The organism is Terrabacter terrigena (genome assembly GCF_042676085.1).
Classification (GTDB): domain Bacteria; phylum Actinomycetota; class Actinomycetes; order Actinomycetales; family Dermatophilaceae; genus Terrabacter; species Terrabacter terrigena.
Genome location: NZ_JBHTKH010000009.1, coordinates 12776 through 33854, shown reverse-complemented (window position 1 = coordinate 33854; position 21079 = coordinate 12776). Strand labels below are relative to the sequence as shown.

At 70.2% G+C, this 21079-nt stretch carries 36 protein-coding genes and 2 tRNA genes; 33 read left to right on the top strand and 5 right to left on the bottom strand.

Features of this window, described 5'->3' with window-relative positions:
• Positions 1–25: 25 nt before the first annotated feature.
• From ACFQ2V_RS14095 to ACFQ2V_RS13945, 31 genes are all read left to right on the top strand, one after another.
• Complete coding sequence (locus tag ACFQ2V_RS14095) at positions 26–1267, top strand: phage major capsid protein (protein WP_386053476.1); 1242 nt, start codon at positions 26–28, stop codon at positions 1265–1267.
• Between the two features lie 40 nt (positions 1268–1307).
• Positions 1308–1760, top strand: coding sequence for a hypothetical protein (locus ACFQ2V_RS14090; RefSeq protein ID WP_386053475.1), 453 nt, complete (start codon positions 1308–1310; stop codon positions 1758–1760).
• 79 nt (positions 1761–1839) lie between these two features.
• Positions 1840–2409 (top strand): hypothetical protein, encoded by a 570-nt coding sequence (locus ACFQ2V_RS14085; protein WP_386053474.1) that lies wholly within the window; start codon positions 1840–1842, stop codon positions 2407–2409.
• Complete coding sequence (locus ACFQ2V_RS14080) at positions 2409–2861, top strand: hypothetical protein (RefSeq protein WP_386053473.1); 453 nt, start codon at positions 2409–2411, stop codon at positions 2859–2861. Before ACFQ2V_RS14085 ends, ACFQ2V_RS14080 begins: the two co-directional genes overlap by 1 nt.
• Before the next feature lie 11 nt (positions 2862–2872).
• The gene (locus tag ACFQ2V_RS14075) at positions 2873–3187 is read left to right on the top strand and encodes a hypothetical protein (RefSeq protein WP_386053472.1); all 315 of its coding nucleotides are present in this window, start codon (positions 2873–2875) and stop codon (positions 3185–3187) included.
• A 3-nt stretch (positions 3188–3190) separates the two neighbouring features.
• Positions 3191–3781 carry a hypothetical protein gene (locus ACFQ2V_RS14070; protein WP_386053471.1) on the top strand — a complete coding sequence of 197 codons (591 nt, stop codon included), beginning with the start codon at positions 3191–3193 and terminating at the stop codon, positions 3779–3781.
• Positions 3774–4301 carry a hypothetical protein gene (locus ACFQ2V_RS14065; protein WP_386053470.1) on the top strand — a complete coding sequence of 176 codons (528 nt, stop codon included), beginning with the start codon at positions 3774–3776 and terminating at the stop codon, positions 4299–4301. Before ACFQ2V_RS14070 ends, ACFQ2V_RS14065 begins: the two co-directional genes overlap by 8 nt.
• Positions 4302–4312: 11 nt before the next feature.
• Positions 4313–4507 carry a hypothetical protein gene (locus ACFQ2V_RS14060; protein WP_386053469.1) on the top strand — a complete coding sequence of 65 codons (195 nt, stop codon included), beginning with the start codon at positions 4313–4315 and terminating at the stop codon, positions 4505–4507.
• Positions 4504–4986 carry a hypothetical protein gene (locus tag ACFQ2V_RS14055; protein WP_386053468.1) on the top strand — a complete coding sequence of 161 codons (483 nt, stop codon included), beginning with the start codon at positions 4504–4506 and terminating at the stop codon, positions 4984–4986. Before ACFQ2V_RS14060 ends, ACFQ2V_RS14055 begins: the two co-directional genes overlap by 4 nt.
• Positions 4986–7058, top strand: coding sequence for a phage tail tape measure protein (locus tag ACFQ2V_RS14050; protein ID WP_386053467.1), 2073 nt, complete (start codon positions 4986–4988; stop codon positions 7056–7058). The genes ACFQ2V_RS14055 and ACFQ2V_RS14050 overlap by 1 nt, the downstream gene beginning before the upstream one ends.
• Positions 7059–7061: 3 nt before the next feature.
• Entirely contained in the window at positions 7062–8321 is a 1260-nt protein-coding gene (locus ACFQ2V_RS14045) for a hypothetical protein (RefSeq protein WP_386053466.1), read from the top strand.
• Between the two features lie 18 nt (positions 8322–8339).
• Complete coding sequence (locus tag ACFQ2V_RS14040; RefSeq protein WP_386053465.1) at positions 8340–8843, top strand: hypothetical protein; 504 nt, start codon at positions 8340–8342, stop codon at positions 8841–8843.
• On the top strand, positions 8843–9202 hold the full coding sequence (locus ACFQ2V_RS14035; protein WP_386053464.1) for a hypothetical protein: 360 nt from the start codon (positions 8843–8845) through the stop codon (positions 9200–9202). The genes ACFQ2V_RS14040 and ACFQ2V_RS14035 overlap by 1 nt, the downstream gene beginning before the upstream one ends.
• Before the next feature lie 3 nt (positions 9203–9205).
• Positions 9206–9472, top strand: coding sequence for a hypothetical protein (locus tag ACFQ2V_RS14030; RefSeq protein ID WP_386053463.1), 267 nt, complete (start codon positions 9206–9208; stop codon positions 9470–9472).
• Complete coding sequence (locus ACFQ2V_RS14025; protein ID WP_386053462.1) at positions 9469–9690, top strand: DUF7620 family protein; 222 nt, start codon at positions 9469–9471, stop codon at positions 9688–9690. The genes ACFQ2V_RS14030 and ACFQ2V_RS14025 overlap by 4 nt, the downstream gene beginning before the upstream one ends.
• A complete protein-coding gene (locus ACFQ2V_RS14020) occupies positions 9687–10112 on the top strand; it encodes a hypothetical protein (RefSeq protein WP_386053460.1) in 426 nt (141 codons plus the stop codon). Before ACFQ2V_RS14025 ends, ACFQ2V_RS14020 begins: the two co-directional genes overlap by 4 nt.
• Positions 10113–10128: 16 nt before the next feature.
• Complete coding sequence (locus ACFQ2V_RS14015) at positions 10129–10911, top strand: hypothetical protein (RefSeq protein ID WP_386053458.1); 783 nt, start codon at positions 10129–10131, stop codon at positions 10909–10911.
• Positions 10912–10937: 26 nt separating this feature from the next.
• Entirely contained in the window at positions 10938–11519 is a 582-nt protein-coding gene (locus tag ACFQ2V_RS14010; RefSeq protein WP_386053456.1) for a glycoside hydrolase family 25 protein, read from the top strand.
• A complete protein-coding gene (locus ACFQ2V_RS14005) occupies positions 11516–11908 on the top strand; it encodes a hypothetical protein (protein ID WP_386053454.1) in 393 nt (130 codons plus the stop codon). Before ACFQ2V_RS14010 ends, ACFQ2V_RS14005 begins: the two co-directional genes overlap by 4 nt.
• Complete coding sequence (locus ACFQ2V_RS14000) at positions 11905–12060, top strand: hypothetical protein (RefSeq protein ID WP_386053452.1); 156 nt, start codon at positions 11905–11907, stop codon at positions 12058–12060. Before ACFQ2V_RS14005 ends, ACFQ2V_RS14000 begins: the two co-directional genes overlap by 4 nt.
• A complete protein-coding gene (locus tag ACFQ2V_RS13995) occupies positions 12057–12740 on the top strand; it encodes a hypothetical protein (protein WP_386053451.1) in 684 nt (227 codons plus the stop codon). The genes ACFQ2V_RS14000 and ACFQ2V_RS13995 overlap by 4 nt, the downstream gene beginning before the upstream one ends.
• Before the next feature lie 118 nt (positions 12741–12858).
• Entirely contained in the window at positions 12859–13191 is a 333-nt protein-coding gene (locus ACFQ2V_RS13990) for a hypothetical protein (protein ID WP_386053449.1), read from the top strand.
• A gap of 4 nt (positions 13192–13195) precedes the next feature.
• Complete coding sequence (locus tag ACFQ2V_RS13985) at positions 13196–13381, top strand: hypothetical protein (protein ID WP_386053447.1); 186 nt, start codon at positions 13196–13198, stop codon at positions 13379–13381.
• Positions 13378–13599, top strand: coding sequence for a hypothetical protein (locus ACFQ2V_RS13980; RefSeq protein ID WP_386053446.1), 222 nt, complete (start codon positions 13378–13380; stop codon positions 13597–13599). The genes ACFQ2V_RS13985 and ACFQ2V_RS13980 overlap by 4 nt, the downstream gene beginning before the upstream one ends.
• A 3-nt stretch (positions 13600–13602) precedes the next feature.
• Positions 13603–14007, top strand: a complete 405-nt coding sequence (locus ACFQ2V_RS13975) for a phage tail fiber protein (RefSeq protein ID WP_386053444.1) — start codon at positions 13603–13605, stop codon at positions 14005–14007.
• Positions 14007–14330: a hypothetical protein gene (locus ACFQ2V_RS13970; protein WP_386053442.1), complete on the top strand. Its 324-nt coding sequence runs from the start codon at positions 14007–14009 to the stop codon at positions 14328–14330. Before ACFQ2V_RS13975 ends, ACFQ2V_RS13970 begins: the two co-directional genes overlap by 1 nt.
• A gap of 6 nt (positions 14331–14336) precedes the next feature.
• Positions 14337–15065: a hypothetical protein gene (locus tag ACFQ2V_RS13965; protein ID WP_386053440.1), complete on the top strand. Its 729-nt coding sequence runs from the start codon at positions 14337–14339 to the stop codon at positions 15063–15065.
• 12 nt (positions 15066–15077) lie between these two features.
• Positions 15078–15278, top strand: coding sequence for a hypothetical protein (locus tag ACFQ2V_RS13960; protein WP_386053438.1), 201 nt, complete (start codon positions 15078–15080; stop codon positions 15276–15278).
• A complete protein-coding gene (locus ACFQ2V_RS13955; RefSeq protein WP_386053436.1) occupies positions 15271–15717 on the top strand; it encodes a hypothetical protein in 447 nt (148 codons plus the stop codon). The genes ACFQ2V_RS13960 and ACFQ2V_RS13955 overlap by 8 nt, the downstream gene beginning before the upstream one ends.
• Before the next feature lie 6 nt (positions 15718–15723).
• Positions 15724–16953 (top strand): hypothetical protein, encoded by a 1230-nt coding sequence (locus ACFQ2V_RS13950; RefSeq protein WP_386053434.1) that lies wholly within the window; start codon positions 15724–15726, stop codon positions 16951–16953.
• Positions 16954–16962: 9 nt separating this feature from the next.
• Positions 16963–17232: a phage fiber-tail adaptor protein gene (locus ACFQ2V_RS13945; RefSeq protein ID WP_386053433.1), complete on the top strand. Its 270-nt coding sequence runs from the start codon at positions 16963–16965 to the stop codon at positions 17230–17232.
• A gap of 139 nt (positions 17233–17371) precedes the next feature.
• On the opposite strand, the gene ACFQ2V_RS13940 is transcribed toward ACFQ2V_RS13945, so the two are convergent.
• Positions 17372–17827 carry a hypothetical protein gene (locus ACFQ2V_RS13940; RefSeq protein WP_386053432.1) on the bottom strand — a complete coding sequence of 152 codons (456 nt, stop codon included), beginning with the start codon at positions 17825–17827 and terminating at the stop codon, positions 17372–17374.
• A 229-nt stretch (positions 17828–18056) separates the two neighbouring features.
• Between ACFQ2V_RS13940 and ACFQ2V_RS13935 the strand changes: the two genes are divergently transcribed.
• The gene (locus ACFQ2V_RS13935) at positions 18057–18488 is read left to right on the top strand and encodes a helix-turn-helix domain-containing protein (protein ID WP_386053430.1); all 432 of its coding nucleotides are present in this window, start codon (positions 18057–18059) and stop codon (positions 18486–18488) included.
• Positions 18489–18503: 15 nt separating this feature from the next.
• Here the strand turns inward: ACFQ2V_RS13935 and ACFQ2V_RS13930 are convergent, their stop codons facing one another.
• From ACFQ2V_RS13930 to ACFQ2V_RS13915, 4 genes are all read right to left on the bottom strand, one after another.
• Complete coding sequence (locus ACFQ2V_RS13930; protein ID WP_386053428.1) at positions 18504–18878, bottom strand: hypothetical protein; 375 nt, start codon at positions 18876–18878, stop codon at positions 18504–18506.
• A gap of 80 nt (positions 18879–18958) precedes the next feature.
• On the bottom strand, positions 18959–19504 hold the full coding sequence (locus ACFQ2V_RS13925) for a hypothetical protein (RefSeq protein WP_386053426.1): 546 nt from the start codon (positions 19502–19504) through the stop codon (positions 18959–18961).
• A 26-nt stretch (positions 19505–19530) separates the two neighbouring features.
• Positions 19531–20499, bottom strand: a complete 969-nt coding sequence (locus tag ACFQ2V_RS13920; protein WP_386053425.1) for a hypothetical protein — start codon at positions 20497–20499, stop codon at positions 19531–19533.
• A 255-nt stretch (positions 20500–20754) separates the two neighbouring features.
• Positions 20755–20825: transfer RNA gene (locus ACFQ2V_RS13915), tRNA-Gly, on the bottom strand.
• Positions 20826–20955: 130 nt separating this feature from the next.
• Between ACFQ2V_RS13915 and ACFQ2V_RS13910 the strand changes: the two genes are divergently transcribed.
• Positions 20956–21029, top strand: a tRNA-Pro gene (locus tag ACFQ2V_RS13910).
• Positions 21030–21079 lie beyond the last annotated feature (50 nt).

The window sequence follows — 21079 nt, the reverse complement described above, 5'->3', positions numbered from 1 at the left end:
AAACCTCTTGGAAGGAGACCGCCTCATGTCTGAGGTCGTCAAGAGGCTGCGCGAGCGACGGGCCAACGTCTGGGAGCAGGCGAAGGCCCTCGCGGACCGCGCAGCCGATGAGAACCGCAACTTCAACGGCGAGGAGCAGTCCTCCTGGGACACGCTCAACGCCGAGCTCGACGCGCTCGACAAGCGCATCAAGGCCGTCATCGACGGCGAGCAGCGAGCCAAGGAGACCGAGGAGGCCTTCTCCCGGCTCGAGGCCAAGCCCGACCAGCGCGGCGGCGACCAGGCCGCCGACGACGAGTCGCCGGAGGTCGCGCAGGTCCGCGCGATGCTCCGCGGCGAGGCCGGCGCGCCCCGCGGCATCGAGGTCAACCCGACCGGGCGGACGAACTTCCGTACCCTGTCGAAGCTGACCGCCGGCGCCGGCGCCAACACGGTCAAGACCTCGTTCTACGACCAGCTGGTCCAGAACATGATCGAGACCAGCGCGGTCCTTCAGGCCGGCGTCACGATCCTGCGCACGAGCAGCGGCGAGACGATGCAGGTGCCCAAGACCACCTCGCACTCGACCGCCGCGATCGTCGCGGAGGCCGCGTCGATCGGCGTCTCGGACCCGTCGTTCGGGCAGGCGTCCCTCGGCGCCTTCAAGTACGGCGTCATGGTGCAGCTGTCCCGCGAGCTCGTCGACGACGCGTCGGTCGACCTCGAGGGCTACCTCGCCATGGAGACCGGGCGCGCGCTCGGCAACGCGTTCGGCGCGCACCTGGTCACCGGCACCGGCACCAACCAGCCGCGAGGCATCCTCGCCGACACGACGCTCGGCGTCACCACGGCGACCGGCACGTCCGGTGTCCCCACGGCGGACAACATGCTGGACCTCTACTACTCGGTGATCGCCCCCTACCGCAACGCCTCCTCGGCCGCGTACCTGATGAAGGACACGACCGTCGCGGCGCTGCGGAAGGTCAAGGACACGACCGGGCAGTACCTGTGGCAGCCCTCGCTGCAGGCCGGCGCCCCGGACCGGTTCGGCAGCGTGCCGATCCTCACCGACCCGTTCATGCCGGCGACGGCCCTGAACGCCAAGTCGGTCGTGTTCGGCGACTTCAGCCGGTACTTCGTCCGCCTCGTCGGCGGCATCCGGTTCGAGCGGAGCGACGAGTTCGCCTTCAGCACGGACCTCATCACCTACCGGGCGCTCCTGCGCGGTGACGGCGCGCTGATGGACACCACCGGTGCCCTGAAGCACATCGTCGGCGCCGCGACCTGATCGCCGCCGGATCCGGAACCGAGAGAAGGGAACCAGTCACATGAAGGTGCGACTGACAAGCGAGATCAGCGGCTCCCGCGACGGCAAGCCGTGGCCGGCCGCTGGCGAGGAGATCGACCTCCCGGCCGACGAGGCAGCCAGCCTCGTCGCCTCCGGCGCCGCGGTGCCGGCCGGGCGGGGAGCCGGCGACGTCGAGACGGCCGTCGTGCTCGACCCCGCCACCGAGGCGCGCGTGAAGCACGCCACCACCACCCGGGAGCGGTCGTCCAGGTCGAAGCGGGCTCACGAGCCCGTCAACCTGGGCCTCGCCGAGACCGAGCAGCCCGTCGAGGACGACAACGGCCCGCGGCTGCCGGAGATCAACGCGGACGAGTCGGCGAAGGTCGAGGACCCCGCCGAGGCGACGCAGAGCGACGACGGCCCCACCGGCGAGACGGCCAAGCCGTCCGTCGACGAGGGCAAGAGCCGCCGGAGCCGCAGCCGCAGCAAGTGAGTGCACGACACCGCCGGGGTGCGCGCCCCGGCGGTGTCGTGCACCGCCCCATACCCGTCGAGGTGAGAGGACGCCCACCGTGTCACTGTCCATCGACGCGACCACTACGGCGATCGTCACGCTGCCGGAGGTGCTGCGGCAGGCGAACGTCCCCGCCGACGCCGACGGCCGTCAGCTCGCCGAGCTCGACATGATGCGCGAGGCCGCGCAGGAGGTCGTCGAGGGCATCGTCGGGCCCGTCCTGTGGCGCACCGTCACCGACACCGTCCAGGCCTACGGCGGCCTCGCCGTGCTCGGCACCAGGCCGGTCGTGTCCATCACCAGCGTGACCGACAGCAACAGCACGGCCGTCACCTTCACCACCACCGGAACCGCCGGCGTCCTCACCGGGCTCGGGCGCTGGCTCAGTGGCCGGAACCTGACCGTCAGTTACGTCGCCGGCCGAACGTCATGCCCTACAGCGATCCGGCTCGCGACGCTCATCATCGCCGTCCACCTCTGGCAGACGCAGCTCGGCAATACCCCCGCCGCCGGCGCGCTGCCTGTGGAGCAGCCTCTCGACGGCACCCAGATCATCGCCGGCTACGCGATCCCCAACCGGGCGATCGAACTTCTGGCCCCATACCGGCTGCCAGCTGGGATCGCCTGATGGCCGTCGCATGGCACAAGGTCCGGGCCAAGCTCGCCGCCTCGCTGCCCGGCATCATCGGTCCCGGCACGACGTTCGGCGTGTCGATCTTCGACGGCCCCGTCGTCACGGGCGAGAACCCGCCGGCCGCGTTCACCATCGCCTACGCGCCGTCGCTCGCCGAGCCGACCGTCGGCCGGTTCACGCAGGAGCAAGGACCCGACGGCTACACCGCCACCGAGACCGGCGCGCTCGTCTGCGAGCTGGCGATGGCGACCGGCTACACCACCGTCCCCGACGTGTTCGGGGCGTTCGACGCGATCGCGTCGTGGATCCAAGCCGACCAGACCCTGGGCGGCACCCTCTCCCCCGCGTCGACGTGCACCGCGGCAGCGGACGTCGTGCAGGCGCAGAGTTCGTCCGGGGCCGTGCAGCGGCTCATCGTCACCATCAGCTACCGCACCAACCTCTAGGAGAACCTCCCATGGCCGAGATGACCATCGACGAGTACCTCGCCGCGCAGAAGGCCGAGTGGGGCACCTACGTCGCCGCTGAGCCGATCGACATCAACGGCGCCCGCGCGTTCAACCCGGGTGACGCAGTGCCGCTGTCCCACGTCGAGAACGGGGTCGTCCACCCGTCCTCGGTGACGAAGGCGCAGGTGGACCCGCCGGCCAGGAACGCCAGCCGCGAGCAGTGGGCCGCGTACGCGCTCACCCGCGACGGTGTCACGGAGCCCGACATCGCAGACCTCTCGCGGGACCAGCTCGTCGAGACCTACGCCCCCAAGGAGGGCTGATCCATGGCTCACTCAGTCGCCGCACCGGTCGTCCTGACCGACCCGGGCATGCTGTGGCTCGCCGCGCTCGGGACCGCCGACCCGACCAACACGGTTGCCGGCAGCGTGTTCACCGACGACCCGGCCGTCGCCTACATCCCGCTCGGCGCGACCGAGGACGGGTCGACGTTCCAGTACCAGACGAACGTCGAGGCCGTCTCCGTCGCGGAGTTCTTCGACCCGATCAAGTACGCGACGACGAGCCGGTCCGGCTCCATCGCGTTCAACCTGGCGTCCTGGACGCTGTCGAACTACAACCGTGCGCTCAACGGTGGCGTCGCCGCTCTGACGGCGACCTCGGGCACCGGCGCCACCTCCCTGTTCAAGGTGGAGCCCCCCACCCCGGGCAACGAGGTCCGCGCGATGATCCTGTGGGAGTCGACGGACCGTACGCTGCGGCTGCTGTGCCGGCAGACGATCCAGGGCGGCACGATCTCGACCGCGTTCAAGAAGGCGCCCGACAAGGCCGTCATCCCGTGCACCTTCAACATGGAGATCCCCACCGGGCTCACCACCCCGTTCACCATGTGGAGCGCAGGGACCAGCCGTGGCTAAGCGCAACAAGCGCCGCCGCGACATGGTGCCGGACCCGACGCGCGACGTCACCGGCGCGGCCGCGGTCGCCGGCGAGCTCGCCGCCCCAGCGGCCGTGCTCACCTTCCAGGGGGAGGCGTTCGAGCTCGCACCGCGGCTCGGGATGATGCCGCTGCTGAAGTTCGCGCACCTCGCCAAGCAGGACATCGACTCGAACGAGCTCGACGGCCTGGTGGCGATGTACGACCTGCTCCGCAACGTCATCGCTGACGATGACTGGCAGAGGTTCGAGGAGCACGCAACCCTCGTCCGCGCCGACGGCGACGACCTGATGGAGGTCGTGTCTCAGGCGATCGAGGCAATCACTGCCCGCCCTACCGCCCGGCCCTCCGACTCCTCCGGTGGGCCGGCGACAACGAGGCCCTCATCTGCGGACGACTCATCCTCGCGGGTCGTGCGCCGGCTCGAGCTCGAGGGGCGGCCCAGCATCGCCCTCATGGTGCGGCAGCGCCAGGAAGTCGTCTCACGCGCCTCGGCCTGAGCGTCGCCGACGTGTGCGACGTCGCGTACGCGCTCTTGGTCGAGGAGTTTCAGGGCGACGGGCGCGCCGTCGTGTCCGCCGGCGAAGAGCGGCCGCCGGCGAGCTTCCGGGCGCTGCTCGACGAGGTGCTGATCGCTGAGGGGCCGGCGGGCCGGGACGTGCCGCCCGAGGAGCGGGAGCTGCGGGACGCGCTGGGGGTGGCATGAGCGACTTCGAGGTCACAGGTGCGGACCAGCTGAAGCGGCTGGCAAAGGCTCTCGGGGAGGTCGACGACGTCAGGTTCCGCAAGGAGCTGCACAAGGGCCTACGCGACGCCGTGACGAGGCAGAAGCCGGTCGTGGCGCAAGGCCTCGAGAAGGCGCTGCCTGCACGCCTGAGGGCCCGCGGCGCCGCTGTGAAGCAGTCCGTGAGCGTCAACGCGTCCCACGACCCCGGCGTCACGGTCGCGATCCGGTACGGGAACGCGGGCCGCGGCATTGGCGCCGTCAACGCGAAGCTCATCAACCAGCAGGGGATCCTCCGGCACCGCGTGTTCGGGAGCAACCAGTGGGTCGACCAGCGGGTCGGCGGCCAGGGCTGGTTTGACAAGGGCTGGCAGAACGCGGCCCCGGCGGTGCGCGCCGAGATCGAGAAGGTCGTCGAGCGCCTCGAGGACGAGATCGTGCAGAAGGCGAGGGCGCGCTGATGGCTGGACTCGCGATGGCGTTCGACATCATCGCCCGCGACCGTGCCTCCAAGACGTTCAAGGACGTCGGGAAGGCCGCCGATGACACCGGCCGATCCGTCGCCGACGCAGGCAAGCATGGCGGCGCGTTCGGCGAGAGACTGCACAAGGGCGCCAAGGCTGCAGGGGTCGGGCTCATCGCCGCCGGCGGCGCCGCCGTGCTGTTCGGCAAGCAGTCCGTCGACGCGTTCACCAGCAACACGAAGGCCGCGATGGGGATGCAGCGGGCCATCGGCGGCTCGATCGAGGACGCCTCGCGGCTGAACTTCGCAGCGCGCGAGTCGGGGGTCAGCCAGGAAGCCCTGTCCAAGAGCATCAAGCTCCTCGAGAAGAACATCGCGTCGGTCGCCGGGAAGGCCGGCCCGGGCGCGAAGGCGCTCGCGTCGATCGGCGTGAACGCGAAGGACTCGACCGGCAAGATCCGGCCGATGGCGGACCTGCTGCCCGACATCGCCGAGAAGTTCGCGAAGATGCCGAACGGTGCCGAGAAGTCGGCGCTCGCGATGAAGCTCTTCGGCAAGGGCGGCCTCGAGATGCTGCCGATGCTGAACAAGGGCAAGGAAGGCATCAAGGACCTGATGGCGGAGTCCGACAAGTTCGGGCTGACGGTCGGGCAGAAGCAGGTCGACGACCTCAAGAAGAACATCAAGCAGCAGCGCGAGTGGCATGCCGCGCTCGACGGCGTGAAGGTCCAGGTCGGCTCGGCCGTCCTGCCCGTCATGACTGCGTTCAGCGGCGAGATGAAGAGCCGGCTGATGCCTGCCATCCACGGCGCGACCCAGTTCCTGATGGACAACAAGGACACGATCGCCGCCCTCACCGCGACCCTCATCCGGTTCCTCCCGCAGATCCTCATCGGCATCGGCCTGTTCAAGACCATCACGTCGATCACCAAGGGCTACACGATCGTCCAGCAGCTCCTGAACATCGCTATGCGGATGAACCCGATCGGCATGGTCATCACCGCCCTTGGCCTGCTCGCGATCGGCCTCAAGTACGCGTGGGACCACTCCGAGACGTTCCGGCGCGTCGCGACCACCGCCTTCCAGAAGATCCAGGAGGCGGCGGCCTGGATGTGGAACAAGGTCATCGCGCCCGTCATCCGGTTCCTCATCAACGGGTTCTCCACCGTCGCCGACTGGATCGGCAACATGCTCGACGCCCTCTCCCACATCCCAGGGTTCGGGTGGGCGAAGGACGCCGCCGACAAGATGCACGGCGCCGCGAAGTCGGCGAAGGACATCGCGAACAACATCCGCGACATCCCGCCCACCAAGACCGTCACCGTCGAGGTCGGCCTGTCACCGAAGGGCGCGAAGGCGCTGCAGGCCGCGCAGGCTCGCCGGAACCCGACGATCTTCTTCGGAGGCGGCGGCGCCGAGTTCTCCGGCGTCCTCACTGGCGCCCTCGGGCGGCCCGTGCCGCAGCCGATCGGCACCGGCTGGAACGGCTACCCCGGCCACAAGGGCTACGACTTCCTCGCCCCGCTCGGCACCCCAATCCGCGCTGTCATGAACGGCGTCGTCGCCCGAGACGGCTGGGACCCAGGCGGATTCGGCTACCACGTCCGCACCATCGACGCCGACGGCAACATGACCATCCTCGGCCACATGACGCGCGAGATCGTCAAGGTCGGACAGCGCGTCACCAAGGGCCAGTTCATCGGCTACTCCGGCAGCACCGGCCGCTCGTCCGGGCCGCACGTCCACATGGAACGCCGCCACCCCGGGTTCGGCCTCGGCACCGCCTACCCCTTCCTGTCGGGCGTCCGCGGGTTCGCGCGCGGCGGCCGCAACATCCCGGCCGGCTGGGCACTCGTTGGCGAGGGCGGCCCCGAGCTCGCCTACCTCGGCCGCGGCTCGGCTGTGCTGCCTGCGCCGACCGCGCGTGAGGTCATGGGCGGCGGCATCCACATCGAGCAGGCGAACTTCTACGGCGTCCAGGACGTCAAGACCCTGGCCCGTGAGCTCGAGGACTACTCCAACCAGAACGGGCGCGGCATCCGCATCAAGATCACCCCCACGGGGCGGTAACCCATGCCCGACCTGCCCGACGTCACAGCCCTCATCAACTTCGACGCCGCCCCGGGCGTCACCAACTACTTCCACCTCAACGACCCCGTCTACGGGCTCCTCGACGACAACCCCCTCTCCGCCGGCGACGTGTGGGCCGACGTCACCCCATACCTCGTGTCGTGCTCGTCCACCCGGGGCGCGAACAACTCCAACGACCCTGTCCCGCAGTGGGACGCCGGCGAAGGCACGGCACTCCTACGCAACGACGACCGCCGCTTCGACCCGACCAACCTCGCCGGACCCTACGTCGAGGCGGGCGTCACGACACAGGTCGTCCCGCGTCGCATCTTCAAGTGGCTGGCCTTCTGGAACGGCGTCACCTACCCGCTCTGCACCGGGTTCATCAAGTGGCGTTACGGCTACGAGGGGCCGCAGTCCGCGACCGCGACGCTGCAGCTCGCCGACGCGTTCTCGATCCTGTCGACCCCGCAGGGCACGACCGCGCCCGTCGGCGCCGGCGAGACGTCCACCGCCCGCGTCAACCGCATCCTCGACACCGCCGGCTGGTCCGCCGCCGACCGCGACGTCGCCGGCGGCGCAGTCACCATGCAGGCAACGACGTTCGGCAACAACGCCCTCTCCGACTTGCAGGTCGTCAACGACTCCGAGCTCGGCGAGCTGTACGTCAACGGCGACGGCGACGTCGTGTTCCGCGGCCGCTCCGACATCCTCACCCGCACCCGGTCGACCGTCAGCCAGGGCATCTTCGGGTCCGACGTCGCGAACGGCGAGCTTCCCTACGTCGACGTCGAGATCTCCTACGACGGACCCCGCGCCACAGCGGTTTACGCGACACGCGTCGGCGGCGTGGAGCAGGTCGCGTCCGTGTACGACAAGTACCCGGTCGGCTACTCCAAGGACGGGCTCATGCTGCAGACCGACGCGGCTACCGCGGGCTGGGCGCGTCGCGTCATGGGCATGTCGAAGGACCCGTCGCTCCGGTTCTCGTCCATCACCATCGACCCTCGAGCGAACCCCGACGCGCTGTTCCCGCAGGTCCTCGGCCGGCAGATCGGCGACCGCATCACCATCCGTCGCCGGCCTCCCGGAGGCGGCGCGGTGATCGAGCAGGACGTGTTCATTCGCGGCATCAGCCACGAGTACGGCCCCGGCCGTCGCTGGCTCACGACCTGGACTCTCGGGCCAACGGTCGCGGCGACGTTCCTCATCCTCGACGACCCGGTCCAGGGCCGCCTCGACGACTACAAGCTCTCCTACTGAACGGGATCCATCATGGCCATGAAGTCGTTTCAGCCCGAAGAGCTGCTCACGTCGAGCGACCTCAACACCTACTGCGTCAACTCGATCGCGGCACGGAAGACGTCGAACTTCTCGCAGGCGTCGACGGTGACGATCGTCGACGACAACCACCTCTTCGCCACGGTCGCCGCGAACAGCGTCTACCAGTTCCAGTCGCTGCTGAAATACACCAGCGCGTCCGCGACCCCGGGCATCACGTACGCCTGGCAAGGCCCGGCAGGCGCCACCCTCTCGTACCGCACCATCGGCCTCGTCGTCGGCGCGACGTCCCAGTCGAACATCGCTACCGTCCCGTCCTCGCTCGGCTCCACCGTCAGCCTGGGCACGCTCGCGGGCGCCACCGAGTACATCGACATGCACGGGCTGCTCGTCGTCGGCGGCACCGGCGGCACGTTCAAGCTGCAGTGGGCGCAGCAGACCTCGAGCGCCACCCAGACGTCGCTGCTGCAGGACTCCTTCTTCGTCCTGCGACGGATCGACTGATGCCCCGCCCGCTCCCGTCCGCCGGCGACCGCGTCAAGGTCTACCTCGTCGGCGCCGTCACCGGGTTCAGCGCCGCCGGCATGGGCATGACGACCGACGCCGGCACCGCCGTCACGATCCCCGCAACGCTCCGCGACGACGACGGCTTCGGCTGGGAGATCCAAGAGAAGCCCGAGCCCGTCTACCTGCCCGGCGAGGTGTACCGCGACCAGCGTGGCAGCGTGTTCCTCCGCAACGAGGACACGCCCTACCCCGGCGACGCGTGGACCGTCGTCCGTGCCGACGACGAGGTCCCCGGCCAGCGGGTCTCCGACGACCGACCGAGCCGGCCGCTGCGGCGGCTCATCCCGGAGGCGTAACGGATGGGCGACGTTCCCCTGGCCCAGCTGCTCGCCGGCGGCGCCTGGTTCACGTCGCTCGTCGTCCTCTGGTGGATGCTCGCCACCGACCGGCTCGTCACGGGCGCAGCGCACCGCCGCGAGCTCGCCTACCGCGACAAGCTCGAGGACAAGCAAGAGCAGACGATCACCGTGCAGCGTGAGCAGATCGACAAGCTGTCGGTCGTCGGCGAGGCGTTCGTGCGGATCATGACGGCCGTCGAGGCCCTGGGCGCGAAGGCGAAGCGATGAGGCTCCTCTGGTGGCGCCACGACGATGAGGACCACGCGGCCGTCCAGGCGCTCGACCAGGAGCGCCTGCAGCGCGCCCAGCGAGCTCTGCGGCAGGCGCACGCGACCACGCCGCACGTCGACCGGCTCGCCACCCGGATCCAGCGGCAGCTCGACGAGAACCACCTCGGCGACAAGGTGGCGGCTGCGTTCCAGGCCCCCGAGGAGGACGACCGATGACACCCGACCTGCCCCCGCCCATCCCCGGCCTCCTCATGGCCGGACTGCTCCTCGACGTCATCTGTGCGCTCGAGTGCTGGGTCTTCGTCTGGATGTACCGGCCGATCAAGAAGAGCCCCGAGGGCCGGCACCTGTACCGGCTGTCGCGGCTCCTCGGCATCATCTTCACCCTCACCGTCGCGTTCGCGTGGCTACCGGCGCTCGCGTTCAACCTCGGCGGCATGCGCGCCCTGATCGCCGTCATGCTCGGCGGCGCACTCGTGCAGATCGTGCTGCTCGTCTACATGGCCGCCGAGCTCTGGGTGCGGATCGACCTCCTGCGAACGAACCAGCGGATCGCGCATGGCCGCGGCGAGCACCCGCCGCCGGACGACGCAGCCGAACCCCTCGAGGCCCCGCCCAGTGCGGGGCCTTACGCATGACCAGGAGGTACGTCTGATGGTGCTCCCCACCGCCAACACACCCGGCTACGGCCTTCTCGACGGGCACGTCGCCTGCGACTGCCTCATCGCGTGGACGCCCGTGTTCCAGCGTCTCTGCGAGCTCAAGGGCTACGGGCACCCGGTCGTGTGGCAGGCGACCGGGCTCAACCCGAACAGCGTCGGCACGCACGCGGCCGGCGACACGATCGACTTCGGCGGCCTCGGCAACGCCCGCGCCATGCTCGCCCGCGAGATGGGTGCCTGGGCGACCTGGCCGCGTGACTGGGCACCCGCCGACGGTGGTCAGCACACCCACTGCGTGCTCGCCGGCGGCCCGCACAACGCGAACACGTCGCGCTACCAGACGACCGCTGTCCGAGCTGGTTACAACGGCCTCGGCCCGGACGGGCGAGCCGGCCGCGACCCGCTCTCACCTCCGAAGACCTACCGCACGTGGAAGCAGGGCATCGCCTGGGCCAAGGGCGAGATCAACCGAATCGAGGAAGCGATGTATACCGACGCCGACCGAGCCCGCGACGTAGCCACCAAGGCCGCCGTCGACCGGCTCATCGCCCAGGAGGCGTCGCGCGACGCCGCCTTGCAGGCCGCGATCGACGGGCTCGGCTCCGCGGAGTCCGGCCGGTATGGCTACTACAGCCAGAAGCTGAACCAGATCCTCGCCGACATGGCCGCCGACGACGCCTCGCCGGTGACGATCTCGCCCGACCAGGTCGGCACCGTCGCGGACGAGGTCGCCCGCCGGGTCGTCGCGTCACTCCCAAAAGCCCCGACCCCGTAGCCCCCGTCGCGGCATACGGGGTCGACGTGTCCGGCTACCAGAGCGTCGCGCAGGTGCAGGCCCTCACCACCGACCCGACCAACGCGTTCGTCATCGTCAAGGCCACCCAGGGCCTCGCGTACGTGTCGTCCGGGTGGCCGACCAGGCGCGACGCCGCCGGCGACAAGTTCGTCGGCGCCTACCACTACTGCGAGCCCGGGCACCTCGCCCTCGACGAGGCCGACCACTTCCTCACCACCGTCGGCCCGGACGTGCCGTTCATGGCGCTCGACGTCGAGGCCGCCGTCACCCCCGACTTCGTCCTCTCCTGGCTCGACCAGGTGAAGGCCCGCACCGGCCGCACCCCGGCCGTCTACACCAACTGGGCGTGGCTGCCGAAGCTGAGGACGGCGTGCACCGTCGAGCAGTGGGAGGGGCTCGTCGAGTACCCACTGTGGCTCGCCGAGATCGCGCCGGTCGGGAAGCACAGCAGCGTCGACCCGAAGCCCGGCAGCGGCAAGAGCTGGCCCGTCCTCGTCCACCAGTACGCCTACACGCCCGACTCGACGGGAGCGCAGGTCGACCGGGACTGGACCGGTGACCTGGCACGGCTCAGGGGCGCGTCATGAGGTACCCGACGCCGGCGCTGTGGCGGATCCGGCCGCTCTTCGCGCACGACGGCGACACCGTCTACGCGATCGTCGACCGAGGCGGCGAGAACAAGCAGCAGGAGACGTGGCGGATCCGGCTCAAAGGCGTCTTCGCTCCCGAGATCTCGCCGCCGCAGGAGGGCGCCGTCGAGTGCCAGCGGTTCGTGCAGGAGTGGCTCGCCCGGCACGGCGACGGCAGCGACTGGCCGCTGATGCTCGAGACGTTCCGCACCCCGAAGTCGGACGTGGACATCTACACGCTCGGCCGGATCATCGGCGTCATCACCGCCGCCGACGCCGCCGTTCTCAACGACGAGATCCAGGCGTTCGTCACCGCGAACGGTTACCCGGGCGGGATCGGCTCATGAAGGCCGTCGACCAGCGCCCCGAGCTTGAGCGGCGCCTCGCCCGCGCCGGCAAGGTCGCCGCCTGCGCGTTCGCCGGCTGGGTGCTGCTCTGCGGCGCCGCGGCCGCCGAGGTCGCCATCCACTACACGCGAGCACCAGGAGGCGCACCGTGACGCACGCCCTCGGCCGGAAGGTCAACCACGACCCCCGAAGCCTCGACTACCCGGCCTCGTACGCCGGCACGCACCGGCCGGTCACGCACCGCACCTACGGACCCGTCCTCGACCAAGGCAACCTGCACGCGCAGGGCATCCGCGCTCCTGGTGGCGAGGACGCGCTGGGCTCGTGCGTGCTCAACGCTGCGGCGCACGCGCTCAACACCGCCGGAAGCCACCGCAAGGGCCAGCGGCTCATGCGCGAGCAGGACGCCGTCGACTGGTATGGCCCGACCACGGCCAGCGACCCGTTCTCGGGCACCTATCCGCCTGACGACACCGGCACCGACGCGAACAGCGCCGCGAAGTACCTCCGCAACCAGGGCCGCATCACGTCCTGGTCGCACGCGTTCGGGCTCGAGCAGCTGCTCGGCGCGCTGCAGCTGAAGCCGGTGATGCTCGGCATCTCGTGGCACCAGTCGATGTTCCGCCCCGACAAGGACGGCTTCGTGCACCCCGACGGGAACGTCGTCGGCGGCCACGAGACCCTCATCCGCGGCGACGACGCGGACCACTCGGTGCTGGTCCGGAACAGCTGGGGCTCGAGCTGGGGGCTGCGCGGCCACTACCGGCTCACCTACAGCGACCTCGCCGCCCTCCTCGCCGACGGCGGCGACGCCGTCGTGCTCAACGTCTGATGCCCGCAACCCGCTGCCCCTGCATCTGGCAGTGGCGTGACTACGGCACCCATCGAGTCCTCGTCATCGACCCGGACTGCGGCTACCACCGCGCCCACCCCCCGAAGGAGACAGAACCGTGAACCCACTGAGCGACTACCCGAAGATCCGCAAGGCGCTCTACACCGCCTTCTGGGTGCTCGGCGGCATCCTCGTCGTCTGGCAGGTCGTCGTCGGCGCCGTGCCCGGCATGACCCAGCCGGCCGTCCTCGTCGCGCTACTCGCTGCCTACCCGGCGGCCGGCGCGTACATCGGCTACCAGGCCCAGCAGAACACGCCGGTCCCACCCAGCACCCCCCGGCGCGGCGACGACGTCAACTACCCTGACGGGCCGACCGGCCGCTCGAGCGGCCCGTCCGTGCACATGGGTTCCCCGAAGCCGCGCCGCAAGGTGTGGGGCTGGGGCGGCTGAACCCATGAGAGCCAAGGGTCCGATCGCGACCGCCATCGAGAAGATCATCCTCGAGGCAGTCGCGCAGCGGATCCCCTTGCGCCGCCGGACCCGGCTCCTGCTGTCCCGGTTCGGCGGCTACTGGGGCGGCGTCATCATGCGCTCCCTCGATTTCCTCCACCGTCTCCCACCACGGAAGAAGAAGCCATGAACGCGACCCGCTGCGACCAGTGCGGCCAGATCGACGACCACCCGAAGGTGCACGTCTTCAACGGCGGCACCTTCCACCACGACTGCCTCTCGTACGACCTGCGCTCGGACCTGATGCAGGACGACCGCGTCGCGGCGATCATCACCGCCGCGGAGGGCGGCACCCGCGGCGCGAAGCTCCGCGCCCACATCGCCAAGCTCGACAGCCAGGAGGCCTGAGCCATGACCGCCCTCGACGCCGCCCACGCGGCCAACATCGTCGACGCGTCCCTCGGGACCGCCGCGTTCGTCGCCACCACGACCCCGATCCGCGTCCGCTATATGACCGCGAACGGCACCGCGACCGCGAACGGCACCGAGCTCGCCACCTCCGGCGGGTACACGTCCGGCACGGGCGCCCCGTCGGTCACGTTCGCGTCCGCGTCGACGACGACCGGGCAGGCCGCCAGCAACGCCGCCGTCACGACGACGAACATGCCGGCGACCACCATCGTCGGCGTCGAGTTGTGGGACTCCGCGGCGACCCCGAAGCGGAAGTGGCAGGGCGCGCTGTCGGCGTCGAAGACCACGAACGCCGGCGACACGTTCACCATCCCGTCCGGCTCGCTCACGGTGACGGACCTCTGATGCCGCTGCCTCCGATCACGTCCCCGTTCTTCTACGACACGGGCGGCGACTACCAGGACAACCACCTCACCATCACGATCCCGTTCGACGAGGTCACCCGGCTCATCCAGGACGGCGGCGTCATCCACCGTGACCCCGGCTGCGTCTACAGCGTGATCGTGTGGGACAACCCGTCGGACCCGCAGAAGGCGAAGCGGCTCGCCGGCGTGCCCGACGGTGACACCGTCGTCACCGCCAGGCAGATCAAGCAGGCGACCGGGTTCACCACCGCAGAGGACCTCGTGTCCGTGCAGATCACCGCCGAGCCGGGCGGCGGGAAGTAGCAGCTCGTGGCGCTCGCCCTCGACGCGTCGGCCCCGGCGGCCGTGACGATCGCCGCCGCCGGCCAGCCGACGACGGCGTCGTTCACGCCGCCGAGCGGGTCGCTCCTCGTCGTCCTCTACTCCGCCGGTGACACCCTCGGCGGCACCGACGAGTCCATCACCTCCATCACGAACACGGGCACCGCGATCACCTGGACGCGGCGGGTCCGCAAGAACCGGAACGCGGCATCTGACGGTGGCGCGTCCACGGTCGACGGCGGCGCCGAGATCTGGACCGGCGTCGGGAACGGCACGGCCATCACCGTCACCGTCAACGGCGTGTCCGGTGACGTGCGGCTGATGAAGGTGATGGTGCTGACCGGCGCGGACACGAGCTCGCTCGCCAACACAGCCGCCCTGGCCGCCGCCAACTCGACGCCGTCACTGACGGTTCCGTCCTGCTTGGTCGGCTCGTACGTCTTCGCAGCCTCGTCGGACCAGCGCAACCGTGGGGCCGGCACCGCCGGCACCGGCCAGACGATCATCGCCGAGCAGGCGTCCGCCACCACGAACCACCAGTGGCGGACCACCAACACCCTCGCGTCTGCCGGGTCACAAACGATGAACCTCACCGCCCCGACCGGCCAGGACTACGACCTCGTCGCGCTCGAGGTCCGCGCGGGCGCCGCCTCGAGCGCCCCACCTCAGCGTGGCCAGGTCCGCACCTTCGCCGTCACCCGCGCCTCCACCTACTGAAGGAGCCCTCCCGTGCCCAAGACTCCCCCGACCCGGCTGTCCGACGACGGCCGCGACTACGAGTGCGCCCTCGACGGCGCGAAGATCCCCGACGGCGCCCTCGTCCACGGCCAGTGGTCCCGCGGCAAGCTCGTCGGCGTCAAAGTCACCAACGGTGACGGTGACGTGCTGCACGAGTGCGGCGACCCGGTGACGGGTGACGGCCGTGGCTGAGGTCTACGGCGCCACCAACGGCACGGTCGCGCTCGCCGCCGCCACCGCGAAGACCGTCATCGAGGTCGCCGCCGGCGCGACCGTCACCGCCCGCATCGTCGCCGCGTCCGTGTCGTTCGACGCGTCCGCGGCGGCCGCCGGCATCAAGGTCGAGCTCGTCCGGTACGCCACCACCGGCACCGGCACCGCGTACACGCCGCTCAAGTACAACGGCGAGGGCCAGGCGCGCGCCGCCCTGTGCACGTGCAAGGTGAACGACACCGTCGAGCCGGGCACCCCGGTCGTCGTCGAGACGTACTACGTCCCGAACACGGCCGGCCAGTTCTGGCAGATCCCGCTCGGGCGTGAGGCGTACCTGCCGAGCTCGACGCTGATCGGGCTGCGGGTGACGTCGGCTGCGGTCGTGAACTGCGCCGCGAACCTGCAGTGGGAGGAGTGACCTAGCGTGCCTCGGTTCGGGCGTGGGTTTCCGTCCCGCCCGATCCGGACCCGTCCGGCTCCGGCCTCCTCGGGCCCGGCCACCGTCTCGGGTGCGGCCGGCCTGGTCGCGACCGGCACGCTCGGTGCCGCCGCCACCGACACCGTCAACGCCGCCTCGAGCCTCACCGCCGTCGGGACCCTCTCGAGCAGCGCGACTGTCTCCCGCATGGGCGCGGCCGGCCTCGTCGCCACCGGCGCCCTGGGTGCCGCCGCGACCGACACAGTCCCCGCCGCCGCGCCGCTCACAGCGACCGGCAGCCTCGGCGGCGCCGCCGTCGACACCGTGCCGGCGAGTGCCGGCCTGGTGGCCGCGGGAAGCCTCGGCGCCCCCGCCGCCGACACGGTCCCAGCAGCCGCGTCGCTCACCGCCACAGGCATCCTCGTCGCGACCCCGCCGGCCACGCAGGGCGCGGCATCACTGGTGGCCACAGGCACCCTCGGCGCGATCGCCACCGTCACCGACGTCGCCGCCGCATCCCTCACCGCGACCGGGTCCCTCGGCGCAGCCGCGACCCTCACTCGGCTCGGCGCAGTCGCCCTCACCGCGGCGGGCGTTCTCGGCGCGGCCGCCACCGACACCGTCCTCGCGAGTGTCACCTTGACCGCCACAGCGGCCCTGTCGGGCGCCGCCACCATCACCCGGGCAGGGGCAGCCGGCCTGACCGCGGCAGGCGTCCTGTTCGCCGCGACGGGCGGCACCCAGACCGCCGCGGCCGCGCTCGTGGCCACCGGCGTCCTGGCCTCGGCCGCCACCGACACCGTGCCAGCCGTGGTCGCACTCACCGCCGCAGCGGCCCTCGCCGGCACAGCCGTCGTCACCAGGCCAGGCGCGATCTCCCTCGTCGCCGTTGCGTCGATCGCCCCGACCGCGACCCGCACAACCCTCGGCACGGTCGCACTCGTCGCCGTCGCGGCGATCGCGCCGACCGGCACCAGCCTCGTCCCCGGCGTCGTCCTTCTCCTCGCGGCCGCGCAGCTCGACGTCGCGGCCACGGTGACGCCCACGTTCACTCCGCCGGCACCCACGCCGCTGGCGCGCACCCTCGTCGTCCGGGTCGAGGTGCGCACCGTCATCGCCACCCGCGAGACGACGCCGCTGGTGCGCCCGGACTCCGCGTCGCGGACCCTCGTCGTCGCCGGCGAGACGCGGACGCTGCGCGTGCCGGCCGACATCCGCATCGCCCTCACCGTCTAGGAGCAGCTCATGGAGAAGGACCCGCAGGCGAAGCTCGACTACGCGGTCGACTGGACCGCCTGGCTGCAGCCGTCCGAGACGATCACGACGTCCACGTGGACGGTGCCGGCTGGGCTCACGAAGGCGAGCTCGCCGGCGGAGTCCGTCGTGGGCGGCAAGGCGACCGTGTGGCTGTCGGGCGGCACGGCCGGCACGCGGTATGACGTGACGAACCACATCATCACGAACCAGGGACGCGAGGACGAGCGCACCCTTGTCATCCTCGTCAACGACCGCTGACGAGCTCTGTCGGCGCCGGCGTGTAGCCTGCCCGGCGCGACCACATCGCAACAGCTGGCCCGGAGCCCCACTCCACAACGACGGCCAGCGCGGAGGCCCCCGTCCACCTTCGGGTGGGCGGGGGCCTCCTCTTCGCGTGTCAGCGCTTCGCCCAAGAGCCGCAGTCGTGCGTCTCGAAGTCCTGACCCTTGCGCAGCGTGACGACCGGGTGCCCGCCGGTCGGGGTGCCGTTGTTGATGATGTCGGAGCCGTTGCTGCCCGACTTCGTGATCGACCAGTAGCAGCCGTCCGTCACGGCGTCGATGGTCCGGTAGGTGCCCGGCTTGATGTCGGAGCCGACGGTCCACACGCCCTCCTCGATCGCGGCGACAGGAGGCGGCGGGGGTGCGGTGACGGTGCGCGTGACCTGGACGGTGGTGGCCGCCGGTCCGGGCACCTTGACGGTGGCGGTCGCGGTCGTCGTGACGGCCGGGGCCGCGACGGTGATGGTGGTTGCCGGCGCCGCAGCGGGCTGGTCGCCGCTCGAGCCGCAGCCCGCGAGGGTGAGGGCGAGAGCTCCGGCGAGGGCGGCGGCAGCGGGGGTTCGGTTGTTCATGGGCGTGTCCTGGTGGTGGGTGGTGCTGGTGCCTCTGCTTGACCCCCTCACAGTGTGCGCGCGGGCCGGCCTGATACATCGGATGTTGCGCGCCCTTTCCATGTCTGCTCTTGTCGAACGACAAGCCGTACGGTAGACTGAACTTGTCAGCAATCGAGAGGGAGCAGAGTTAGTGCCCCGGTCGCCCGTCCGGTCCATCATCACACCGAGCACCGGAGGCCCGCCACAGATGAGCACCCACTACGTCGTCGAGCTCGAGCTCGACACCAAGCCGGCCGAGGCCGTGGTAAGTCGCGCTCTCGATCTGCTCGAGGCTTACCACCCCGCCGCGGCCGAGTCGCCCGCCGGCCTGCTCGAGGTGGCCATCACCCTGCCCGCCGACGACCTGCGGCAGGCCGTCACGACCGCGCTCGCACTCGCCCGCCCGATCGCCGGCGTCGTCGCCGTCTCTGCGCTGCCTGAGGCGGTCCGCGACCGGCGCCAGGGCTGGGACGTCGTCGACGAACTCGTAGGCGTGAGCCAGGCCGGCGAGATCCTCGGCGTCTCCCGACAGCGTGTCCTGCAGATCATCAACGAGGGGAAGCTGCCGAACCGGAAGGTCGGCCGCGAGTACGCGATCCCGCGCGCCGCCGTCGAGGCGCTGCTTCCCCGCATCGACTGAGCGCGCCTCGCGGGGTCAGCCGTTGCTGAGCTCGTCGTTGATCCTCTTGATCTCGGCCTGCAGCTGTTCGTTCATCTGCTCGTTCTCCTTCACGATCCTTGGCGCCTCACGTCCGGCGATGATGACCAGGCGGCGGACCGTGTTCGTGTCCTCAGCGAACCCGTCCGGGGAGGTCTCGAAGTGGACGCCTCGCTGGTTGAGGATTTGGGCGAAGATGCCTTCGTTGGCCAGCCATCGAAGGATGAGCCGGCTCTCGATCTGAGACGGCTCCCGCGTGAGCCAGGCCCACGCGTCGATGCGCCAGCTGGCGAGGTCGGCTACGTCGTTGCCGGGGTCCTTCCACTTCGTGTGGTCGGGGTCGATGCTCGAGACGCGAAGGGTTTCAGTCATGCCGGAACCGTAAGGGGCGCTCGAACCTCATCGTGAGCGAAACGCCAACGGACTAGGCGCTGGCGTCAGAAGTCCGTCGATCACACGCGACTGTGATCGTCGGCGCCGTCCCGTGCGGTTTGGTACGCATCGAAGACCAGGTTGACGATGATGATGAAGTGCAAGGCCAAGGACGCGCCGAGGGCCACGACAAGGCTCGCCAGCCAGCCGGCGACGGGCTTGTTCTCCCCGGCGGAGTTCGAGCCGATCACGGTGACCACGGCGCCGGCGCCGGAGACAAGCGCACCCACAAGCGTGTGGTACGTCGCCTCGTCGATGGCTTCACGCGCAGGCCGCTCGACCTCGACGTAGCCGTTTCGGGCGCGGTCATTGAGCCGAAGGCGCCATGCCGCCAGTTGCACGAACAGCGCGACCAGGGTTGCCGCCAGCAGGCCGAACGCGGCGAGGACAGAGCCGGCGTCCGCCAGCTCGAAGTTGCGGACCCAGGCGACGACGGCCAGCACGAGCGGGAGACCGAAGAGCACCAGCTGTGCGAGCCGGTCCGGGCGGTCGCCGGACACATCTCCCCGACGCATGGAGTCACGCTGCGCCTTGAGCAGCGCTCCGACGCTGAATCTGTCCGTCATGGCCCACTCCCACGCCCCTGGAAAGATCAGAACTCTACCGGTATACGCTCCATGACCGACAGTCCGTGGGCCCGGTCGCGAGTGGCGGATCTCCACGTGTCCGGCCGCGGGCGTCGATCACCGAGCGGATACGTGAAGAGCTCCTGGATCTGGCCGGGTGCGATGACCTTCGTGCCGCTCGGCGCCTCGACGCGCACCTCAGGGAGGTTGAACGTCATGTTGGCCTCTCTGAGCTTGTCCCGGTTGAGGCCGAGCAGGCGCATGGTGCGTCGGATGGCGCCGGCCGTATCGCTGTCCTGACGAGCCCAGTGCAGGATCTCCTCGGCGAGCGCGTAGGACTGCGTCTCCGAGATCTCGTTGATGGTCAGCACGCGGTCCCGGGAGGTCCGCTTCCGGCGGGCAGTCTGCTCGGTCTGGATGAGCCGCACCTGTGTCTTCGTCGAGTTGCGGATCAGCCCAAGCAGGTAGTCGTGGTCCGCAATCTGCTCCACCTGGAGCTTCACCCACGATCCGTCGATGTCGCCGAGAATCTCCGCGTGACGCCGGGCGATCCATCGCAGGAGCAGGTCGACCGGGCACGTGCCACCGTTGGCCTCGGCGACGAGTATGCCGGTGTCCCCGTCTTGGGGAAAGTAGAAGTCGAAGCGGTAGCGCCGGCTCGCTGCCTTGTTGTCGATCTCCTCGTCGACGTCGTCGCTCAGGAGGTCCTCGTGAGCCCCGCGCGTCCCGTGCGAGATCTCGCAGCTGACCCGGTTGCCAGATGCGGTGACCTCGCGGACGCGCATGGCCTGCATGCCCTGCTCCGGGTCAGGCATCTCATCGAGGAGCGCGAGGTAGTTCGGCTTGTCGTAGAGGACGCCGCTCGAGGTGAGCGACTCGACGACGGTCGGCAGTGTGCGGATGTACGCGTCACCGGAGGTCTGCGCCAGGTCGACCTTGCTTCGTGTGCGGCGGACGGTCGCCGAGAAGCGATAGACGCGGTATCCGTACCCCATGAAGCCCCTGCTCCCCTGTTCGACCCGGAGCCGCCTCCGTGCGCCTCCGAGCGACACCGTAGCGCTAGACGCCCTGTCGTCGACGCCATGGGCTGCGGACACGCACGATCGGTCGAAGTGGTGCAGGACACATCACTGCGCAGGGGCCCAGCCACCCCCCAGCCCATGCCCTGCACCCATGCGGAGAGATGACCGGAAGTGGATGGGCATACGAAAGGGCACACCCAGCGGAGGCGGATGTGCCCTTTCGTGCTGAGCGGGCGACGAGAATCGAACTCGCGTAATCAGTTTGGAAGACTGAGGCTCTACCATTGAGCTACGCCCGCAGGCCGCCGGTCGGTGCCGGCGATCCGAGGCGACAGCCTACTGGTTCGCCTCCGGTCCACCGAAATCGACCCGCCCATGGGCACTCGCAGGTCGGCTCGTCACCGCGCGTCGGCTACGATTCCGACGCCACGGGGTGTGGCGCAGCTTGGTAGCGCATTGCGTTTGGGACGCAAGGGCCGCAGGTTCAAATCCTGTCACCCCGACATTTCGCGAAGGCCGTGCTGGGAGCGACGAAGCGCCCGAGCACGGCCTT

Coding starts and splice junctions, on each gene's coding strand:
- ACFQ2V_RS14095 (WP_386053476.1), top strand. CDS start 26: ATGTCTGAGGTCGTCAAGAGGCTGCGCGAGCGACGGGCCAACGTCTGG.
- ACFQ2V_RS14090 (WP_386053475.1), top strand. CDS start 1,308: ATGAAGGTGCGACTGACAAGCGAGATCAGCGGCTCCCGCGACGGCAAG.
- ACFQ2V_RS14080 (WP_386053473.1), top strand. CDS start 2,409: ATGGCCGTCGCATGGCACAAGGTCCGGGCCAAGCTCGCCGCCTCGCTG.
- ACFQ2V_RS14075 (WP_386053472.1), top strand. CDS start 2,873: ATGGCCGAGATGACCATCGACGAGTACCTCGCCGCGCAGAAGGCCGAG.
- ACFQ2V_RS14070 (WP_386053471.1), top strand. CDS start 3,191: ATGGCTCACTCAGTCGCCGCACCGGTCGTCCTGACCGACCCGGGCATG.
- ACFQ2V_RS14055 (WP_386053468.1), top strand. CDS start 4,504: ATGAGCGACTTCGAGGTCACAGGTGCGGACCAGCTGAAGCGGCTGGCA.
- ACFQ2V_RS14050 (WP_386053467.1), top strand. CDS start 4,986: ATGGCTGGACTCGCGATGGCGTTCGACATCATCGCCCGCGACCGTGCC.
- ACFQ2V_RS14045 (WP_386053466.1), top strand. CDS start 7,062: ATGCCCGACCTGCCCGACGTCACAGCCCTCATCAACTTCGACGCCGCC.
- ACFQ2V_RS14040 (WP_386053465.1), top strand. CDS start 8,340: ATGAAGTCGTTTCAGCCCGAAGAGCTGCTCACGTCGAGCGACCTCAAC.
- ACFQ2V_RS14035 (WP_386053464.1), top strand. CDS start 8,843: ATGCCCCGCCCGCTCCCGTCCGCCGGCGACCGCGTCAAGGTCTACCTC.
- ACFQ2V_RS14030 (WP_386053463.1), top strand. CDS start 9,206: ATGGGCGACGTTCCCCTGGCCCAGCTGCTCGCCGGCGGCGCCTGGTTC.
- ACFQ2V_RS14025 (WP_386053462.1), top strand. CDS start 9,469: ATGAGGCTCCTCTGGTGGCGCCACGACGATGAGGACCACGCGGCCGTC.
- ACFQ2V_RS14020 (WP_386053460.1), top strand. CDS start 9,687: ATGACACCCGACCTGCCCCCGCCCATCCCCGGCCTCCTCATGGCCGGA.
- ACFQ2V_RS14015 (WP_386053458.1), top strand. CDS start 10,129: ATGGTGCTCCCCACCGCCAACACACCCGGCTACGGCCTTCTCGACGGG.
- ACFQ2V_RS14005 (WP_386053454.1), top strand. CDS start 11,516: ATGAGGTACCCGACGCCGGCGCTGTGGCGGATCCGGCCGCTCTTCGCG.
- ACFQ2V_RS14000 (WP_386053452.1), top strand. CDS start 11,905: ATGAAGGCCGTCGACCAGCGCCCCGAGCTTGAGCGGCGCCTCGCCCGC.
- ACFQ2V_RS13985 (WP_386053447.1), top strand. CDS start 13,196: ATGAGAGCCAAGGGTCCGATCGCGACCGCCATCGAGAAGATCATCCTC.
- ACFQ2V_RS13980 (WP_386053446.1), top strand. CDS start 13,378: ATGAACGCGACCCGCTGCGACCAGTGCGGCCAGATCGACGACCACCCG.
- ACFQ2V_RS13975 (WP_386053444.1), top strand. CDS start 13,603: ATGACCGCCCTCGACGCCGCCCACGCGGCCAACATCGTCGACGCGTCC.
- ACFQ2V_RS13970 (WP_386053442.1), top strand. CDS start 14,007: ATGCCGCTGCCTCCGATCACGTCCCCGTTCTTCTACGACACGGGCGGC.
- ACFQ2V_RS13945 (WP_386053433.1), top strand. CDS start 16,963: ATGGAGAAGGACCCGCAGGCGAAGCTCGACTACGCGGTCGACTGGACC.
- ACFQ2V_RS13940 (WP_386053432.1), bottom strand. CDS start 17,827: ATGAACAACCGAACCCCCGCTGCCGCCGCCCTCGCCGGAGCTCTCGCC.
- ACFQ2V_RS13935 (WP_386053430.1), top strand. CDS start 18,057: ATGAGCACCCACTACGTCGTCGAGCTCGAGCTCGACACCAAGCCGGCC.
- ACFQ2V_RS13930 (WP_386053428.1), bottom strand. CDS start 18,878: ATGACTGAAACCCTTCGCGTCTCGAGCATCGACCCCGACCACACGAAG.
- ACFQ2V_RS13925 (WP_386053426.1), bottom strand. CDS start 19,504: ATGACGGACAGATTCAGCGTCGGAGCGCTGCTCAAGGCGCAGCGTGAC.
- ACFQ2V_RS13920 (WP_386053425.1), bottom strand. CDS start 20,499: ATGGGGTACGGATACCGCGTCTATCGCTTCTCGGCGACCGTCCGCCGC.